Origin of the sequence: Pantoea sp. Z09 (assembly GCF_022394795.1) — a bacterium.
Lineage (GTDB): Bacteria > Pseudomonadota > Gammaproteobacteria > Enterobacterales > Enterobacteriaceae > Pantoea > Pantoea latae.
Window position 1 is genome coordinate 1 of sequence record NZ_CP092373.1, and the last position, 18,819, is coordinate 18,819.

An 18,819-nucleotide genomic window follows, 5' to 3' on the forward strand; every position below is an offset into this window, starting at 1 on the left:
GTGTCACTTACGCTCTGGCAACAGTGTCTTGCCCGTTTGCAGGATGAGCTTCCTGCCACCGAATTCAGCATGTGGATTCGACCGCTGCAGGCGGAGTTAAACGACAATACGCTGGCCTTGTATGCACCAAATCGGTTTGTGCTCGACTGGGTACGAGATAAATATATTAATAATATCAACGGGCTGCTCAACGAGTTTTGCGGCGTAGACGTGCCTTTGCTGCGTTTTGAAGTCGGCACGCGCCCGGTACAGCAGCAGCCCGCGGCGATGAGCCAGCCGGCAATGGCGAGCGTCAGCGCGCCCGCGCCGGTCGAGAGCCGTCCCGCGCCCGCGCAGATCCTGCGCCCAAGCTGGGACAACGTCCCGGCGCCGGCCGATGTGACCTACCGCTCCAACGTGAACAACCGCCATAACTTCGACAACTTCGTCGAGGGTAAGTCCAACCAGCTGGCGCGCGCGGCGGCGCGTCAGGTTGCGGATAACCCTGGCGGCGCCTATAACCCGCTCTTCCTTTATGGCGGCACCGGTCTCGGTAAAACGCACCTGCTGCATGCGGTGGGCAACGGCATCATCGCGCGCAAGCCGAACGCCAAAGTGGTTTACATGCACTCCGAGCGCTTTGTGCAGGACATGGTCAAAGCGCTGCAAAACAACGCTATCGAAGAGTTCAAGCGCTACTACCGCTCGGTGGATGCGCTGCTTATCGATGACATTCAGTTCTTCGCCAATAAAGAGCGCTCGCAGGAGGAGTTTTTCCACACCTTCAACGCGCTGCTGGAAGGCAATCAGCAAATCATTCTGACCTCGGACCGTTATCCTAAAGAGATCAACGGCGTGGAAGATCGTCTGAAATCCCGCTTCGGCTGGGGACTGACGGTCGCCATCGAGCCGCCGGAGCTGGAGACGCGCGTGGCGATCCTGATGAAAAAGGCGGATGAGAACGATATCCGCCTGCCGGGCGAAGTCGCCTTTTTTATCGCTAAACGGCTGCGCTCCAACGTGCGCGAGCTGGAAGGGGCGCTGAACCGCGTTATCGCCAACGCCAACTTTACCGGCCGCGCCATTACCATCGATTTCGTGCGCGAAGCGCTGCGCGATCTGCTGGCGCTGCAGGAAAAGCTGGTCACCATCGACAATATCCAGAAGACGGTGGCCGAGTATTACAAGATTAAGGTCGCGGATCTGCTCTCCAAGCGCCGTTCGCGTTCGGTCGCGCGTCCTCGCCAGATGGCGATGGCGATGGCGAAAGAGCTGACGAACCACAGTCTGCCGGAGATCGGCGACGCCTTTGGCGGCCGCGACCACACCACGGTGCTTCACGCCTGCCGTAAAATCGAGCAGCTGCGCGAAGAGAGCCACGACATAAAAGAAGATTTCTCTAATCTCATCCGAACTTTATCCTCCTGACGCTATGAAATTTATTGTTGAACGTGAGCAGTTGCTAAAGCCGCTGCAGCAAGTCAGCGGCCCGTTAGGCGGTCGTCCAACGCTGCCGATCCTGGGAAATCTGTTGATGCAGGTTAACGACGGCACGCTGTTGCTGACCGGCACCGACCTGGAAATGGAGATGGTGGCGCGCGTGGCGCTAACCCAGCCGCACGAGCCGGGCGCGACCACCGTGCCGGCGCGTAAGTTCCTCGACATCTGTCGCGGGCTGCCGGAAGGCGCGGAGATCAACGTTACGCTGGAAGGCGAACGGATGCTGGTGCGCTCCGGGCGCAGCCGCTTCTCGCTGTCGACCCTGCCGGCCAGCGATTTCCCCAATCTGGACGACTGGCAGAGCGAAGTGGAGTTTACGCTGCCGCAGGCGACGCTGAAGCGCCTGATTGAAGCGACGCAGTTCTCCATGGCGCATCAGGATGTGCGTTACTACCTTAACGGCATGCTGTTCGAGACCGAAGGCGAAGAGCTGCGCACTGTGGCCACCGACGGCCACCGTCTGGCGGTCTGTTCGATGCCGATTGGACAGGCGCTGCCGAACCATTCGGTGATCGTGCCGCGGAAAGGGGTGATTGAGCTGCTGCGTCTGCTGGACGGCGGCGAAACGCCGCTGCAGGTGCAGATCGGCAGCAGCAATATCCGCGCCCACGTCGGCGACTTTATCTTTACCTCTAAGCTGGTGGATGGCCGCTTCCCCGACTATCGCCGCGTGCTGCCGAAAAACCCGGATAAGGTGCTGGAGGCGGGCTGCGATATTCTTAAGCAGGCCTTTGCGCGCGCCGCCATTCTGTCGAATGAGAAATTCCGCGGCGTTCGCCTCTATATCACCGAGAATCAGCTAAAGATCACCGCCAACAACCCTGAACAGGAAGAGGCGGAAGAGATGCTGGACGTCACCTATGGCGGCAGCGAGCTGGAGATCGGCTTTAACGTCAGCTATGTGCTGGACGTGCTAAATGCGCTGAAGTGCGAGAGCGTGCGTCTGCTGCTGACCGATTCGGTGTCGAGCGTGCAGATTGAAGATCTTGCCAGTCCGGCAGCGGCCTATGTCGTGATGCCCATGCGCTTGTAGGATATATCGGCCTGGCTTACTTGCTACTTTGCGTCCGGGCAGTGCTCGTCCCTGGTCACATACTTTAGTATGCTCCCAGGGCCTGCGCGCTGGCCGGACGCAAATTAGCGGCGACGCCGACGGCCTGGCGATGGTGAGGCCGTTGGCGTCGCCGTTTACGGCCTGGATCGCCTGAATAGCGACACTTCTTAAATGCCTTCACGCTGGACTGATTCATGGCTTTAACCCGCCTCCTTATCAAAGACTTTCGTAATATCGAGCAGGCCGATCTGGCGCTGGCGCCGGGGTTTAACTTTCTGGTCGGGGCGAACGGCAGCGGCAAAACCAGCGTGCTGGAGGCGATCTATACGCTGGGCCACGGCCGCGCGTTTCGCAGCCTGCAGGCGGGACGCGTGATCCGCCACGACGAAGCCGCCTTTGTGCTGCACGGCCGCATCGAGAGCAGCGAACGGGAAATATCGGTCGGCCTGACCAAGAACCGCGCGGGCGACAGCAAGGTGCGCATCGACGGCAGCGACGGCCATAAAGTCGCCGAGCTGGCGCAGCTGCTGCCGATGCAGTTAATTACGCCCGAGGGGTTTACTTTGCTCAACGGCGGCCCCAAATACCGTAGAGCCTATGTCGACTGGGGCTGTTTTCACAACACGCCCGGTTTCTTTAACGCCTGGAGCAATTTGCGGCGGCTGCTGAAGCAGCGCAACGCCGCGCTGCGCCAGGTCACGCGCTATAGCCAAATCCGCGCCTGGGACCAGGAGCTGGTGCCGCTGGCGGAGCAGATCAGCCAGTGGCGCGCAGAGTACAGCGACGCCATTTCTGCGGAGATTGTCGCCACCTGCGCGCAGTTTTTGCCGGAGTTCGCGCTGAACTTCTCTTTCCAGCGCGGCTGGGACAAAGAGAGCGCCTACGGCGAGCTGCTGGAGCGCAATTTCGAACGCGATCGCGCGTTAACCTACACCGCCAGCGGCCCGCATAAAGCGGATTTCCGCATTCGCGCCGACGGCACGCCGGTCGAAGATCTGCTGTCACGCGGCCAGTTAAAACTATTGATGTGTGCATTGCGTCTGGCGCAGGGCGAGTTCCTGACGCGCCAGAGCGGACGCCGCTGTCTTTACCTGATTGATGACTTCGCCTCCGAGCTGGATGACAGCCGTCGACGCCTGCTGGCGCAGCGACTGAAAGCCACGCAGGCTCAGGTGTTTGTCAGCGCTATCGCCACCGATCATGTCATCGATATGAGTGACGAAAAGGGCAAGATGTTCCGCGTGGAACAGGGTAAAATAGCGGTTCAACCTGAAGATTAAATGAGCGAGAAACGTTGATGTCGAATTCTTATGACTCCTCAAGTATCAAAGTTCTAAAAGGGCTGGATGCGGTACGCAAACGCCCGGGTATGTATATCGGCGATACGGATGACGGCACCGGTCTGCACCACATGGTATTCGAGGTCGTGGATAACGCAATCGACGAAGCGCTCGCCGGTCACTGTAGTGATATCGTCGTGACCATTCATGCCGATAATTCCGTTTCCGTTCAGGATGATGGCCGTGGCATTCCTACCGGCATTCACGAAGAAGAGGGCGTTTCCGCTGCTGAAGTGATCATGACCGTGCTGCACGCAGGCGGCAAGTTCGACGACAACTCCTATAAAGTGTCGGGCGGCCTGCACGGCGTGGGCGTCTCGGTGGTTAACGCCCTGTCGCAGAAGCTGGAGCTGACCATTCGTCGCGAAGGCAAAGTGCACCAGCAGACCTACGTGCACGGCGTGCCGCAGGCACCGCTGAACGTTACCGGCGAAACCGATCTGACCGGTACCCGCGTGCGCTTCTGGCCGAGCCATGAGACGTTCACCAACGTGGTCGAATTCGAATACGAAATCCTGGCGAAACGCCTGCGCGAGCTGTCGTTCCTGAACTCCGGCGTGTCGATTCGTCTGGAAGACAAGCGCGACGGCAAGGCCGATCACTTCCACTACGAAGGCGGCATCAAGGCGTTCGTCGAATACCTGAACAAGAACAAAACCCCGATCCACCCGAATGTGTTCTATTTCTCCACCGAGAAAGACGGCATTGGCGTGGAAGTGGCGCTGCAGTGGAATGACGGCTTCCAGGAGAACATCTACTGTTTCACCAACAACATTCCGCAGCGCGACGGCGGCACGCACCTGGCGGGCTTCCGCGCCGCGATGACGCGTACGCTGAACGCCTATATGGACAAAGAGGGCTACAGCAAGAAGGCGAAGGTCAGCGCCACCGGCGATGACGCCCGCGAAGGCCTGGTTGCCGTGGTGTCGGTCAAAGTGCCGGATCCCAAGTTCTCCTCGCAGACCAAAGACAAGCTGGTGTCGTCTGAGGTGAAATCTGCGGTAGAGCAGCAGATGAACGAGCTGCTGAGCGAATACCTGCTGGAAAACCCGAGCGACGCTAAAATCGTGGTCGGCAAGATCATCGATGCGGCGCGCGCCCGTGAAGCGGCGCGTCGCGCCCGTGAAATGACCCGTCGTAAAGGCGCGCTCGACCTCGCAGGCCTGCCGGGCAAGCTGGCGGATTGTCAGGAGCGCGATCCGGCGCTCTCTGAAATCTACCTGGTGGAGGGTGACTCCGCAGGCGGCTCGGCGAAACAGGGCCGTAACCGTAAGAATCAGGCGATTCTGCCGCTGAAGGGTAAAATCCTTAACGTAGAAAAAGCGCGTTTCGACAAGATGCTCTCTTCGCAGGAAGTGGCGACGCTGATCACCGCGCTGGGCTGCGGCATCGGCCGCGACGAGTACAACCCGGACAAGCTGCGCTACCACAGCATCATTATCATGACCGATGCGGACGTCGACGGCTCGCACATCCGTACGCTGCTGTTGACCTTCTTCTATCGTCAGATGCCGGAAATCATCGAGCGTGGCCACGTCTATATCGCGCAGCCGCCGCTCTACAAGGTGAAGAAAGGCAAGCAGGAGCAGTACATCAAAGACGATGAGGCGATGGATCAGTATCAGATCGCCATCGCACTGGACGGCGCGACGCTGCACACCAACGCCAGCGCGCCGGCGCTAGGCGGCGAGCCGCTGGAAAACCTGGTGGCGGAGTTCAACAGCACGCAGAAGATGATCAAGCGCATGGAGCGTCGCTATCCGGTCGCGCTGCTGCGCGCGCTGGTTTACCATCCGACGCTGAGCGACCTGAGCAATGAAGCAGCGGTTCAGGGCTGGCTGGACGCGCTGGTGGCGTTCCTGAGCGAGCGCGAAACGCACGGCAGCACCTACGTTGCGCAGGTACGCGCCAACCGCGAGCAGAACCTGTTCGAACCGGTGCTGCGCGTGCGCACGCACGGCGTCGACACCGACTACACGCTGGACGCCGATTTCGTTCAGGGGCCGGAATACCGCAAAATCAACGCGCTGGGCGAGAAGCTGCGCGGCCTGATTGAGGAAGACGCCTACATCGAACGCGGCGAGCGCCGTCAGCCGGTCGCCAGCTTCGAGCAGGCTATCGAGTGGCTGGTGAAAGAGTCGCGCCGCGGTCTGTCGGTACAGCGTTATAAAGGTCTGGGCGAGATGAACGCCGAGCAGCTGTGGGAAACCACCATGGATCCCGACAGCCGTCGCATGCTGCGCGTCACCATCAAGGACGCCATCGCCGCCGACCAGCTTTTCACCACGCTGATGGGCGATGCGGTTGAGCCGCGCCGCGCCTTTATCGAAGAGAACGCGCTGAAAGCGGCGAATATCGATATTTAAGCTTACATACGGCGATTAAAGCTAAAGCGCGGGTGACAGAAACCGAAGAGCAAAGCGTCCCGCGACAAGGATGTCGCGGGCCGAGCGGTCAGGGATGACGAACAGCGACTTTGCGATCGGTTTCTGTCACCCACGCCGGCTCCAGCTTGCGAACCCTTCCCACCGGGAAGGGTTTTTTTATGCCTGACGCGCCGCGAAACTGGTCATTGTGAGCGAGATCGCGCTAGCATTTAAGCCAAACCCTGACTTAACGAGGACGCTATGGCGATAAAACTGGTAGCAATTGATATGGACGGCACGCTGCTTAACCCGCAGCACGAGATCACCGCTGGCGTAAAATCGGCCATCGATCGCGCACATAAAAAAGGGGTCGCCGTGGTGCTGGCGACCGGTCGTCCCTATGTCGGCATCCAGCGCTACCTGATGGAGCTAGGCCTGGTCGACGAAGGGCAGTACTGCATCAGCTACAACGGCGCGCTGGTGCAGCAGGCCAAAGATGGCGAGTGCGTGGCGGAGATCACGCTGGGGTTCGACGACTACCTCTACATCGAACAGCTGTCGCGCGAGCTGGGCGTGCATTTCCAGGCGTTCGACAAATCCTCGCTCTATACGCCGAACAAAGATCTCAGCGAGTACACCATCCATGAGGCGAGCCTGACCGGCATTCCGGTGCGCTATCGCGCGGTGGAAGAGATGGATCGCGCGACGCGCTTTCCCAAGCTGATGATGATCGACAAGCCCGATCTGCTGGATGCTGCCATTCAGCGCCTGCCGGCGAAAGCGCAGCAGAACTACACCATCCTCAAAAGCGCGCCCTACTATCTGGAAATTCTCGACCGCCGCGTCAACAAAGGCCAGGGCGTCAAAATGCTGGCGGAGAAACTGGGCCTGGCGCGCGACGAAGTGATGGCGATTGGCGACCAGGAGAATGACCTGGCGATGATCGAGTACGCCGGCATGGGCGTCGCGATGGGCAATGCGATCGACTCCGTTAAGCACATCGCCCAGTTCGTCACCAAAACCAATATGGAAGACGGCGTGGCGCACGCCATCGAAGAGCTGGTGCTCTAACCCCCCACGGACGGCGCTGCGCCGTCCGACCTCACGTTTTTCGCTTCCCGCGCAGGCAAGAAGATGTTGCCTGTCTGTTATGTGATCTGCATTGTAGTACAACTTTGTTTAAGGGTACTACAATCGGCGACACGCCTTGTTCGCTGAGGGCAACCGGTTATCGAGGCGCATCGCACAGCCTCGATACGCTGAATGCGTCGCGCTGACGCCATGCTCTGAGGATCACACCATGAATCACCCTCTTCACCTCAGCACCATTAAAAAAATGAACCTGCGCATCATGCCTTTTATCATGGTGCTCTACCTTATCGCCTATATCGACCGCGCCAATATCTCGGTCGCCGCGCTGCAAATGAACGCTGATTTGGCGATGACAGCCGAGATGTACGGCATCGCCGCCGGTATTTTCTATGTCACCTACATTATCTTCGAGGTGCCGAGCAACGTGCTGCTGACGCGCGTCGGCGCGCGCCGCTGGATCGCCCGCATCATGGTGAGCTGGGGCATTATCGCCGCCGGCATGAGCCTGGTGCAGACGCCGACGCAGCTCTACGTTATGCGCTTTTTGCTCGGCGCGGCGGAAGCGGGCTTTACGCCCGGCATCATTTTCTACCTTAGCTGCTGGTATCCGCGCAGCGATCGCGCCCGCGCAATGTCGCTGTTCTATATCGGCGCGGCGCTGGCGTCGGTGATCGGCCTGCCGCTCTCCGGCAGCCTGCTTAACCTGCACGGCATGCTGGGGGTCGAAGGCTGGCGCTGGCTGTTTCTGCTGGAGGGCATTCCGGCCTTTGTATTGGGCATCGTCACCTGGTTCTATCTGGACGATGCGCCAGCCCACGCGCGCTGGCTGACGGCGGAACAGCGCGACTATTTGCAGCAGACGCTGGCGCGCGACGAGCAGCATGCGGCGATACGCGATCATAACTGGCGCGTGGCGCTCAAAAGCCGGCGCGTCTGGACGCTCAGTTTGCTGTGGCTGCTGCAGGCGTTCGGCACCATCGGCATTACCCTGTTCCTGCCGCTGATCGTCAAGGCGGTGGCGGCGGATCGCAGCAACCTGACGGTCAGCCTGCTGTCGGCGGTGCCTTTCCTGTTCGCCTGCATCTTTATGTACCTTAACGGTCGCCATTCCGATCGCACCGGCGAACGGGCGCGCCATCTCGGCCTGCCGCTAATGGCGTCGGGTCTGCTGCTGCTGGCGGCGCTGGCGGTGCCGCAGCAGTGGATGGCCTACCTGCTGCTGGTGCTGATGGTGGGCCTTAACTGGGCGATTACGCCGGTTTTCTGGGCGGTCACCACCGAAACGGTTTCCGGCGTGGCGGGCGCGGCGTCGGTGGCACTGATCAATGCGGTGGCCAATATCGCCGGGCTGGCGTTTCCACCGGTGATGGGACGCATTAAAGATGCGACCAACAGCTATAACGACGGCCTGCTGATTGTGGCGGGCGCGCTTATCCTCGGCGGCGTGCTGGGGCTGATGGTCGGGCGCAGGCGGGTGATGGAAGGGGCATCCGCGGCGAAGCCTAAATCAGAGCTGCATCTTTAGCGCTTTTGGCGTAGCGTGTGGGGCAACATTTTTTTGTCAGGTTGCCCTATGCGCGAAAAACAGATCACCTTCAGCCCGCGACATCACCAGCTGACCAACAGCAACGTCTGGACCGCCGACAGCCAGTGGCTTGCTTTTGATGTCCGCCCGTCGGGCGCCTCTTTTACCAGCGACACCATTGAGCGGGTCAACGTCGAGAGCGGCGAAGTGGAGGTGCTCTATCGCGCCACCGACGGCGCGCACGTTGGCGTGGTCACCGTTAGCCCCGATCTGCCGCCGCGTTATCTCTGCATTCACGGGCCGGAACAGCCTGACGAGAGCTGGCACTACGACTTCCATCATCGACGCGGCGTTATCGTCCAGAACGGCCGCGCGCAAAACCTCGACGCCTGCGATATCACGCCGCCTTTTACCCCCGGCGCGCTGCGCGGCGGCTCGCATGTGCATCTCTTCAGCCCGGACGGCTCACGCGTCAGCTTCACCTACAACGACCATGTGATGCATGAGAAAGAGGTGAAGGAGGATCTGCGCAACGTCGGCGTTGCGGTGCCGCTGCGCGCGGTCGCGCCGGTCAAACAGCATCCGCGTGAATATGACGGCAGCCACTTTTGCGTGCTGATCAGCCGCACCACCGCGACGCCGCAGCCGGGCAGCGACGAGATTAATCGCGCTTACGAAGAGGGCTGGATCGGCACGCGCGGCTACCAGAAAGAGGACGGCAGCTTGCAGCGCTGGGCCATCGCCTTTATCGGTGACACGCTCTCCGCCGCCGGCGAGAAACAGCCGGAAGTGTTTATCGTCGACCTGCCGGAGGCGCTGGAGGATTACGCCCGTCCGGGCGACGATCCGCTGGAGGGCAGTGAAAACGGCCTGCCTGCGCCGCCGGCGGGCGTGCAGCAGCGTCGCCTGACGTTTACCGCGCGTGGGCTGGCTCAGCAGCCGCGCCACTGGCTGCGCAGCGCGCCAGACGGCAGCGCCATTGCGTTTCTGATGGCGGATGCGCAAGGGGTGATCCAGCTCTGGACGGTCTCGCCCAACGGTGGCGCGCCGCGTCAGGTGACACAGCTGGCGCAGGGGGTGCAGTCGGCGTTTAGCTGGCATCCGCAGGGCGCGGCGATCGCCTTTATCAGCGACGATCGGGTCATGCGCTGCGATATCAGCAGCGGCGCGTGCCAGCCGTTAACCAGACGCGGCGAGCAGCCGCCGAGCGGCGACGCGGTGGTCTGGTCGCCGGACGGCCGTCAGATCGCCTTTATGCGCGAGGTCGACGGCTGGCGCCAGCTCTTTACTGTGCCGGCGTAGCCGTCGGATAGGGCGCCGCCTGCGCCAGATTCTCCTGCGTGTGGTTTTGCTTCTCGCTCTGGAGAATGCGCTCACGCGGGGAATCGATCGAGCGGTCGTCATCGCTGCGCGCATAGTCCCACGGCAGCAGCAGCGTATCCAGCACGGCGGAAAAAGGCAGGTCGATCAGCGCCAGCGGCTTAAGCGCCCAGCTGCTGTGATCGTCGACCAGCACCTCGGCGCTGGCGCGTGTGCCGGGGTAGTAGCCCTGATTCGGACCGGTATGTGACATCACGCTGGAGCAGCCTGAACTCATAAAGGTGCAGCAGGCCAGCGCGCTCGCCAGAGGAAAAGTCTTCAGTAATTTCATCTTCATCATCCCTTCAGCTACGGCGGTCGCCGCGCTGAGTTGGCTCGTCCGTTATCTCCCTGCTCTGCGGCAAGGTGCGTTATGCCAGACGAAAGGTCCCCTGAGTGTATGCCATTTCAGCAGAGTGGCGAAAAAAATTGCGTTTCGCCTCTTGAAAGCAAAAGGGGCATACCCATTTTATCACTACGGACGCACTCGCTGTCGCCGACAGGGGCATCGGGGCGCCGCGCGACCTGTCCATTGTGGAAGGTTGCCAAAACTTGCTGAATATCAGGAGTCATTCCATGCGTAATTTTGATCTTGCTCCACTTTATCGCTCTGCCATCGGTTTTGATCGCTTGTTTAACCTGCTGGAATCGAATCAGAACCAGAGCAATGGTGGTTATCCTCCGTACAACGTTGAGCTGGTCAGCGAAAACCACTATCGCATTACCATTGCGGTGGCGGGCTTTGCTCAGAACGAGCTGGACATCACCGCTCACGACAACGTGCTGATCGTGCGCGGCGCGCATCCTGAAGAGCAGGTCGAGCGCAAATACCTGTATCAGGGTATCGCCGAACGCAACTTCGAGCGCAAATTCCAGCTGGCCGACCACATCGTGGTGCGTGACGCCCGGCTGGAAAATGGCCTGTTGAGTATCGATCTGGAACGCATCGTCCCTGAAGAGGCGAAACCGCGCCGGATTGAAATTCTGAACTAATCAGAATCAACGAAAAGAAAACGCCGCTGATGCGGCGTTTTTTTATGGCTGCGATCGGGGATGGGAGCGCATCGCCAGGCGCTGGCTCACCAGGCCGCCGAACACGTTGACCAGCAGGCCGAAAATAATCACCGTCGCGCCCAGCATCTGCTGCGCCGACAGCCGCTCGCCCAGCACCAGCGCGGCGCTTAAAATGCCGATCACCGGCACCAGCAGCGACAGCGGCGCCACGCGCCAGGTTTCATAGCGGCTCAGCAGGTTGCCCCAGATGGCGTAGCCGACGATGGTGGCGATAAACGCGAGATAGATCAGCGCCAGCACGGTTTGCAGCGAAATATGCGTCAGGCTGAACAGGATGGCGCGCTCGCCCTCGAACAGCCATGAGCAGGCGAAAAAAGGCAGCACCGGCACCAGCGCGCTCCACACCACCAGCGACATCACCGGCACCTTGCGGTTGCGCAGAATGATCTTGTTGGTGATATTGCCCAGCCCCCACGACAGCGCCGCTGCCAGCGTCAGCATCATGGTGGTCAGGGTAATGCCCGCCGCCGACTGCCCCTCCATGCCCGCCGTCGCCAGCATAAACATCCCGAGCGTGGCGATCAGCACGCCGGCAATATGGTTCCAGCGCAGTTTTTCCGCCAGCAGCAGCGCGCCGAGCAGCAGGGTGAAAAAGGCCTGCGCCTGCAGCACCAGCGACGCCAGCCCGGCCGGCATACCGAGCTTGATGGCCAGGAACAGAAAGGCGAACTGGCCAAAGCTGATGGTCATGCCGTACACCACCAGCCAGCGCAGCGGAATAGCGGGACGGCGTACGAAAAAGATCGCCGGAAACGCCACCAGGGAAAAACGCAGGCCCGCCAGCAAAAAGGGCGGCATGCCCTGCAAGCCCAGCTTGATTACCACGAAATTGACCCCCCAGGCGACCACGACGCAGAGCGCCAGCAACATATCTTTAACTGACATACGCTTTCCTCTGCCGTCAGGCGCTGACCGTCATCGGCGTGGCGATATCGGCATAGCTGGCGTCGCCGATAATACGGCGGTAGTCGTCGGCGTTCAGGGCGATCGATTTTTCCAGCGCGCCGGCGTTGAACCACAGCGTGCCGACGTCGCGCAGTCGCGCATCGACGCGCAGCGCCAGCCGGTCATCAAAACTAAACGGCGGCACCGCGCCCATCACGCACTGCGTCAGCGACTGCGCCATCTCAGGCGCGGCGAAGCTCGACTTCTTGCCGCCGATGGCGCGCGCCGCGCTTTTGAAGTTGATTTTGCAGTCGCCCGGCACGATCGCCAGCAGAAAGCGCGAGCCGCCGCCGTCCGGCATCGCCACTTCCAGCACCATCGCCTTCGCCGCCTGGCTCAGCGCATTGCCGCGCAGCGCGCTGATGGCGTCGGTCTGGCCGATGGCCTCATGCTCGACCACGCGATAATCCGCCTGCTGCCGATCCAGCAGCGCGGTAATGTTTGCAAACGTCGTCATCCTGTTCTCCTCGTCTTGCCAGGCTGCGCCTCAGGCGTCAGCTCCACGCGATTGCGCGTTTCATTTTTTTGTCGGTCAGGCCGAAAAAGAAGCCCATGGTAATGCGGGTATCACCTTCAACCCGGTCGATCTCGTGATAAAAAGCGGGATTAAACAAGTAGATATCGCCGCTGCGCGGCGTGAATTCGCAGGTTTCGCTCTGCGCCGTCACGCCGCTCTGATAGCCCAGCTCGCCCGGCGTTTTGAACGCTTCGTCCTCTGGCTGCCACTTTTTATTGAAGATGCGCAGCCCGCCGCCCGCGTTGCACTCTTGCAGACAGACCACGCAGCTCAGCTGATGCAGGATCTGCGTCACCGCCAGGCCGCTGCCGGCGGCGTCGCGCACGATATTGTCGTTATGCAGCGGATTGGCGACGCCATCAGCGTGAAAGCGCACTATCGATCCGGCGTAGCTGCCCAGCGCCGGCTCACAGGCGGTTTGCAGGCTCTCCAGCTTGAGGGCATGGCGCACCCACTCGTAGATCTGCAGACGCAGCGCGGCGAGCGACGGCGGCAGCGCCGGTTCGATATCGCGCCATTCGGTGAAATAGTTTTCCGGCGCCGCCGTGTGTTTCGCCAGGTAAGGGCCCAGCGTGGTCAGCGCGCCGTTGGGATAGTGCGACACGCGGATTTTCTCGCGGCAGCGCTGTAAATCCGCCACCACCTCCTGACGATCCTCGTCGGTGAGGAAGTTGCGTAGCACCAGCAGCGGCACGCGCGCCGTGACGATATCGTCCAGTCAGGTCGTCTCGACAAACATGCTGGGATTGATCACGCGTATCTGATTAAAAATGGCCATGATAGTTACTCCCCCAAAGGAATTTCCCGTAGTTCATGGTTAGCCATACGCCGCCAGCTGGCGGCGTCGCCCAGGGTTGGAACAGGTTCAGACGAGATAAAGGTGCAGCGGTCCTGCTGCAAAGCGTGCAGCGTAAAATAGTGCGGATAAGGGGTGTCCTGCGGATGCCACTGCCAGGCCCAGGCGCGATCCCGGGTGACGAAAATCGCGTTGCCTGCGCTGCCGCCCGGCTCTACCTGCGCCAGCCTGTCGCGCAGATAGTCGCGCGTGAAGTCGGCGGGCGTAATACGATCCACCAGATATTCCAGATACTCCGCCGAATCGAAGCGGGAGGCCGCCATGCCGAGACGCGCGTAGACCGTGGGCATAAAGCCGTTGTGCATCATGTACCAGCGCGTGCCTGCGCTGTCGCGCAGCAGCGGATGGGAAAATTCCAGCCCCTGATTTTTGCTCAGCGTGGCGTGGCGCACGTGCACCGCCAGAAAGCGCCCCTTAATGCGATCGACATCGATAGTGGGCAGCGCGTCGGCGAAGCGGCCGCTGCCGCGCAGCGTTTTAATTTCGCCATCCTCCAGCCATAAACAGCCCCAGCCGTTGGGATGTTCTTTAATCGGGCCGTCGTGGCAGGCGGTTTCTCCGCAGCTCATGGCGCGCGCCGCGTCCAGCACCTGCGCCGCGTCAAAATCGCCCTGCGCCAGAATCATTCTGCACATAATAAATTTCCTCCTGAAACAGCGGCGGCGTTACGCACCATGCTGTTGAACACCGCCAGAATATCGTCGCGGCCGGCCGCCGTGAGGCGCAACACGCCGAGGATGCCGGCATGGCGCGTCAAATCCGCATAGAGCGACGAGCGGCGCGAAACCTGCAGGCCGGGCAGCGCCAGCGGCGGCAGCAGCGCGCCCTGATGATGCTCGGCGATCCAGTTCTCCGCCTGACGCAGCTGCGCGGGCTGGCGCAGACGCAGCTGGCCGACGGCGCGCGGCGGCGCGGAGAAGCGCAGCGCGGGCATCGCGCCGCCCGCCTCCAGCAAAAAGGCGACCTCCGCCCAGTTAATGCCGGTCGCCTCCTGCACCAGATTCACCACGCCCATGCCGGAAAGACGAAAGCCCATTTCCAGAAAATGCGGCACGCCATCCACCACGATGAAATCAATATGAAAGGCGCCGAGCCGGTAGCCGAAGGTTTCGCAGCAGAATGTCATCAGGCTGGCGAATGCGGGCGGCAGCGCCCTGGCGGCCGCGGCGACATGGCCCGATTCGTAAAAGCTGACGCCGCCCTGCGCGTCACGCTGCTGCTCGATCACCTTCTGGCAGCAGGTCAGGGCGTAAGGGCGGCCGTCGTGCACCACGCCCTGCAGCGAATACTCGTCGCCCTTCAGCCAGCTTTCGACGATAAAGCCGCTAAAGCCGCGGCCACCATAGTTCATGGTCTCGTCCAGCCTGCGCACCACGACGCCAAGCTGCGCCGGCGACTCAACCAGCCAGATGCCGAGCCCGCCGCCGCCGTCCACCGGCTTAATCACGCAGGGATAGAGCAGCGCCTCGCGCGCGTCGAGAATGCTGAGCGGCGAGGCGAAGAAGCGAAACTCCGGCTGCGGAAAGCGCGGCCAGGCCTTTTTCAGCGCCATCCGCTGGGCATACTTATCCAGCGGAATAAAGGTGCGCGGCGCATCTGGCCCCGCCAGGATTTCGCGCACCCGACCGGCGCTGGCGTTGTAGGCTTCAAAACCGGCCAGCACCACGCGCGGGTGTTCCAGCAGGCCGGCGTGTAGGTACGCCTGCAGCACCTCCCAGGGATTTTCCGGCCGGTCGAGGCGAATAATCAGATCAAACGGCAGCGTCAAACTCAGCGACTGGTAGTCGACAAAATCGCTCATCTCCGCCAGCACGGTAAAATAGCCGTCGCGCTTCGCCACCTCGCAGTAGGGGTTCTGGCCGTCGCGCGTGGCGCCTATTTGCAGGAAAATCTTTCTCATCGCTCCGCCTTACCGGGATCAGCGCCCGGAGATCACTTCGGTGACGGTATCCTGCAGGACGCCGTTATTAACCTGAATCACCGCCTTGTGCGGATCGAAGCGCAGCACGCGCGACAGCGGATCGGCGCTTTTGCCCTCCAGCAGGGAACTCACCTGGCTGCTGCGCCAGCAGTGACGCAGCTGGGCAAGATCCAGCCCGGAAAGCTGGCTAAGCTGCTGCGCCAGCGCCGCGTCGTCACGCTCGCCGTCCAGCAGCTGGCGGATCGCTGATTCCTCCAGCGCGATGCGCTGCTGCGTTAGCCAGCTGTGCAGCTGGCTGCCCTGGGCGATAAAGGGGGAGTAGATCATGCAGATCAGCTGGTTCTCGTCGAGGCCGAAGGTCTCTTCGGCGAAGCGCGCCGCGCGCTGGCGCTGCTGCTCAATCGCGGCGTCGTCCTGATAGCGCGCCGCCATCTCGGCGATCAGCGGCGGCGGAAAGTCTTTCTGCGCCATTAGCCCCAGCGCGAAGCGCACATATTCGCGAATGCCTTCGGCGTAGCTGCGCTGCAGCAGCGTTTCCGCACGCAGGCCGCGAATATGCGCCATCAGCGTCGGGTTGCCGCAGTCCGATTCGGAAAAGCTGAACATCAGCGCGTCAAAACGGAAGCGCATAAAGTCGTTGAGCAGCGCCCAGTGCGCGCCGGCTTCGTATGCGGTGTCCTGATAGATATTGAAGAACAGCGGATCGCGCGTCAGCTGATGCATGATGCGGCGCGCGGGCGTCACGCCCTCTGCGCCGTGGATAGCGGCTGAATAGCGTTCGGCCACGCCGTCAAGCGTCTGCAAAAAGCCGCGAAAGCCCTGATCTTTCTTCGCGGTCGGCGCGTCGAACAGGCGGGAAAGGTGGCGCGCCCAGGCGACATAGGCGGTCTGCTCCTGCGGCGAGTCGCCGGTCACGATAAGATCTACGCCGCCGTCATAGTGGGCGGCGAGGCCGAACGAGTTCACCATGCTGAGATTGCAGGCGTTGCAGAAGGTGGAGCGCGCGTCGGCGCGGAAGCGGTGACCATTCATCAGCACGTCGTCGCGATTTTGCTGGCGCACCGATGCGGGCAGGGGAAGATGACGTTCGAAAGGGCGGATCTGCTGACCGTCGACGATCAGACACTCCACCAGGGCGTCGTGGTGCATCCCCAGCGCGCGATAAACGCGGTCGATATTCTCCATCACGCTGTCATTCATGGCGGCGTGGCGGTTGGTGCTGACGCGCAGGCGAAAGGTGTCGCCGCGCTGCTGCCAGATCACCCCCTGAATGTAACGCACGTACGCCACCATATAGCTGCTGTCTTTGCCGCCGCCGTAGGCGAGCAGAATGCGGTTGCGCGACAGGCGTTCCCCGTCGGGCAGCGCGGCAAGCAGACGATGAGAGCATCGTTTAGCGGAATCGATGATTGCCGGCGTCAGGTAGCCTTCAATTTCTCTCATCATGGTGGAAAGATTATTCATTTTTCACGTTTTCCTTTGGCGGTTAAATTCGTTTAAATGCAGTGGAACCTGCGGATTCCCTGAAAAACAGGCCATGAAGCGGTGCAGCAATGAATGTCTCAGCGGGTGCGTTAGCCCGCGCGTCGGGATGAACAATAATTAAGAGATGCAGCTTAAAGTACTTTGAATGTACTCTCTTGAATACGCACAGATCAGTACGATATGGGGTGGAACAGATGCCGGGTGAAACGGACGAACAGGAGAGTCAGAGCAGCCGTTACCGCCAGATAGCCGAGCAGATTAAGCAGGCTATCCGCAGCGGTTCGCTGCTGCCCGACAGCCGGTTGCCCTCGGTGCGCACGCTGGCGACGCAGTACAGCGTTAGCCTGACGACCGCGCTGAAAACGTTACGCACGCTGGAGGATGAGCGCTTTGCGGTGGCGAAACCGAAGTCGGGTTTCTTTGTGGCGGCGCGCCTGACGGAGAAAGAGGCGCCGACGATGGCGCAGCCGCGGCTGGTGGCGCCGCTGGATGAACAGACCGAAATGCATCTGGCGATCCTCGGATCGGAGTGCCGCGTGCGTCTCGACCTGGCGAACGGCGACAGCGCGCTCTATCCGGTGAAAAAGATCGGACTGCTGATGCGCCAGATGGGATACAGCAAGCCGGCGCTGCTGGGCAACACCGTGAAAGGCACCGGCTATCTGCCGCTCAAGCATGAGATCGCGCGCCGCGCGGTGGAGTACGGCTGCAACATCAGCGCCGACGATATCCTGATCACCAATGGCTGCATCGAGGCGGTGTCGCTGTCGCTGCGCGCCACGCTGCAGCCGGGCGACGTGGTGGCGGTAGAGTCGCCCTGCTATTTTGTGCTGCTGCAGATGCTGCACAACCTGAACCTGCGCGTGATTGAGGTCGAGGCCGGGCCGGAAGGCTACGTTGACGTGGAAAAGCTGACCGCGCTGTTTCGCCGCAAAGCGGTGCAGGCGTTTCTCACCATCAGCAACGTCAACAATCCGCTCGGCAAATCGATTCCTAACGAGCAGAAGGCCTATATCGCTCGCCAGGCCGATGAGAATGATGTGGTGATCGTTGAAGATGACATTTTCGGCGATACCGCCTTCGGCGAGCGGCGCCCCTTTCCGATGCGCGCCTTCAGTCCCAACGCGATTCTGTGCAGCGGCTTTTCAAAAACCGTTGCGCCCGGCATCCGCATCGGCTGGGTGCACAGCGTCAACTACATGCGCAAAATCGCCTCGCTGAAATACACCTCGACCATGGGCACCTCGACGCTGTCGCAGGCGGCGATCGCCGAGCTGCTGCGCAGCGGCGGCTATGACGCCCATCTGCGCAAGCTGCGGCGCGAGCTGGCGAGCCAGATCAGGCAGATGCGGCAGTCGCTGCTGCATGAATTCCCGGCGGGCACGCGCGTTTCGGACCCGGAAGGGGGCTATGTGCTGTGGGTAGAGATGCCGCCGCGGGCGCTCAACGTGCGCGCGCTGTTTCTCAAGGCGCGCAACGCCGGCATCGGCATCGCGCCGGGCCATATCTTTGCCACCGACGATCGCTACGATCGCTGTTTTCGGCTTAATGCGGGCTTTGGCTGGAACGAGGAGGTCGAGCAGGCGATCCGCCAGCTGGCGCAGTGGTGTCGGGAGTCGCTGCTGGAGGAGTGAGCGCTAAAGCAAGCGATCGGTCTTACGTTTTTTGGCGCGCTTAACGTTGGTTTTCGTAAATATGTTGCTGGTGGCGGCGCTATGGGTGAGCGACGCGCTGATGGCGTTGCGCAGCTCAGGATAGTCGCCAAACAGCGTTTGATCGGCGAGGCGTGCATTAATGATGTCCGCG

General features: G+C 61.2%; 16 protein-coding genes. 9 read left to right on the forward strand and 7 right to left on the reverse strand.

Features of this window, described 5'->3' with window-relative positions; translation table 11 throughout:
• The 7 genes from dnaA to MC269_RS00035 all read left to right on the forward strand — a co-directional run bounded on the left by dnaA (nucleotide 1) and on the right by MC269_RS00035 (nucleotide 10,158).
• Nucleotides 1-1,407, forward strand: a complete 1,407-nt coding sequence (gene dnaA, locus MC269_RS00005; protein ID WP_081140550.1) for a chromosomal replication initiator protein DnaA — start codon at nucleotides 1-3, stop codon at nucleotides 1,405-1,407.
• Between the two features lie 4 nt (nucleotides 1,408-1,411).
• Nucleotides 1,412-2,512, forward strand: a complete 1,101-nt coding sequence (gene dnaN, locus MC269_RS00010) for a DNA polymerase III subunit beta (protein WP_081140551.1) — start codon at nucleotides 1,412-1,414, stop codon at nucleotides 2,510-2,512.
• A gap of 215 nt (nucleotides 2,513-2,727) precedes the next feature.
• Nucleotides 2,728-3,813 (forward strand): DNA replication/repair protein RecF, encoded by a 1,086-nt coding sequence (gene recF / locus MC269_RS00015; protein WP_081140552.1) that lies wholly within the window; start codon nucleotides 2,728-2,730, stop codon nucleotides 3,811-3,813.
• Between the two features lie 17 nt (nucleotides 3,814-3,830).
• Nucleotides 3,831-6,239 carry a DNA topoisomerase (ATP-hydrolyzing) subunit B gene (gene gyrB, locus MC269_RS00020; protein ID WP_239953296.1) on the forward strand — a complete coding sequence of 803 codons (2,409 nt, stop codon included), beginning with the start codon at nucleotides 3,831-3,833 and terminating at the stop codon, nucleotides 6,237-6,239.
• 261 nt (nucleotides 6,240-6,500) lie between these two features.
• Nucleotides 6,501-7,310, forward strand: coding sequence for a sugar-phosphatase (gene yidA, locus MC269_RS00025; protein WP_239953297.1), 810 nt, complete (start codon nucleotides 6,501-6,503; stop codon nucleotides 7,308-7,310).
• Between the two features lie 229 nt (nucleotides 7,311-7,539).
• Nucleotides 7,540-8,856 (forward strand): MFS transporter, encoded by a 1,317-nt coding sequence (locus MC269_RS00030; protein WP_239953298.1) that lies wholly within the window; start codon nucleotides 7,540-7,542, stop codon nucleotides 8,854-8,856.
• A 48-nt stretch (nucleotides 8,857-8,904) separates the two neighbouring features.
• The gene (locus MC269_RS00035; RefSeq protein WP_239953299.1) at nucleotides 8,905-10,158 is read left to right on the forward strand and encodes a DUF3748 domain-containing protein; all 1,254 of its coding nucleotides are present in this window, start codon (nucleotides 8,905-8,907) and stop codon (nucleotides 10,156-10,158) included.
• Here MC269_RS00035 and MC269_RS00040 read toward each other — a convergent pair.
• Nucleotides 10,142-10,507 (reverse strand): YceK/YidQ family lipoprotein, encoded by a 366-nt coding sequence (locus MC269_RS00040; protein WP_081140619.1) that lies wholly within the window; start codon nucleotides 10,505-10,507, stop codon nucleotides 10,142-10,144. The two genes, MC269_RS00035 and MC269_RS00040, sit on opposite strands and share 17 nt — an antisense overlap.
• Before the next feature lie 284 nt (nucleotides 10,508-10,791).
• On the opposite strand from MC269_RS00040, the gene ibpA reads away from it, so the two are divergent.
• Nucleotides 10,792-11,208, forward strand: coding sequence for a small heat shock chaperone IbpA (ibpA, locus tag MC269_RS00045; RefSeq protein WP_081140557.1), 417 nt, complete (start codon nucleotides 10,792-10,794; stop codon nucleotides 11,206-11,208).
• 42 nt (nucleotides 11,209-11,250) lie between these two features.
• On the opposite strand, the gene MC269_RS00050 is transcribed toward ibpA, so the two are convergent.
• From MC269_RS00050 to MC269_RS00075, 6 genes are all read right to left on the reverse strand, one after another.
• The gene (locus MC269_RS00050) at nucleotides 11,251-12,174 is read right to left on the reverse strand and encodes an EamA family transporter (RefSeq protein WP_081140558.1); all 924 of its coding nucleotides are present in this window, start codon (nucleotides 12,172-12,174) and stop codon (nucleotides 11,251-11,253) included.
• A gap of 16 nt (nucleotides 12,175-12,190) precedes the next feature.
• A complete protein-coding gene (locus MC269_RS00055; RefSeq protein WP_081140559.1) occupies nucleotides 12,191-12,691 on the reverse strand; it encodes a YbaK/EbsC family protein in 501 nt (166 codons plus the stop codon).
• A gap of 37 nt (nucleotides 12,692-12,728) precedes the next feature.
• The gene (locus tag MC269_RS00060) at nucleotides 12,729-13,445 is read right to left on the reverse strand and encodes a hypothetical protein (RefSeq protein ID WP_239953300.1); all 717 of its coding nucleotides are present in this window, start codon (nucleotides 13,443-13,445) and stop codon (nucleotides 12,729-12,731) included.
• 89 nt (nucleotides 13,446-13,534) lie between these two features.
• A complete protein-coding gene (locus tag MC269_RS00065; RefSeq protein ID WP_239953301.1) occupies nucleotides 13,535-14,242 on the reverse strand; it encodes a class II glutamine amidotransferase in 708 nt (235 codons plus the stop codon).
• Nucleotides 14,230-15,507 carry an acetyl-CoA carboxylase biotin carboxylase subunit family protein gene (locus tag MC269_RS00070; protein ID WP_239953302.1) on the reverse strand — a complete coding sequence of 426 codons (1,278 nt, stop codon included), beginning with the start codon at nucleotides 15,505-15,507 and terminating at the stop codon, nucleotides 14,230-14,232. The genes MC269_RS00065 and MC269_RS00070 overlap by 13 nt, the downstream gene beginning before the upstream one ends.
• Nucleotides 15,508-15,525: 18 nt before the next feature.
• A complete protein-coding gene (locus MC269_RS00075; RefSeq protein ID WP_239953303.1) occupies nucleotides 15,526-16,992 on the reverse strand; it encodes a hypothetical protein in 1,467 nt (488 codons plus the stop codon).
• 215 nt (nucleotides 16,993-17,207) lie between these two features.
• On the opposite strand from MC269_RS00075, the gene MC269_RS00080 reads away from it, so the two are divergent.
• Nucleotides 17,208-18,647 carry a PLP-dependent aminotransferase family protein gene (locus MC269_RS00080; protein WP_239953304.1) on the forward strand — a complete coding sequence of 480 codons (1,440 nt, stop codon included), beginning with the start codon at nucleotides 17,208-17,210 and terminating at the stop codon, nucleotides 18,645-18,647.
• The last annotated feature ends 172 nt before the right edge of the window (nucleotides 18,648-18,819 follow it).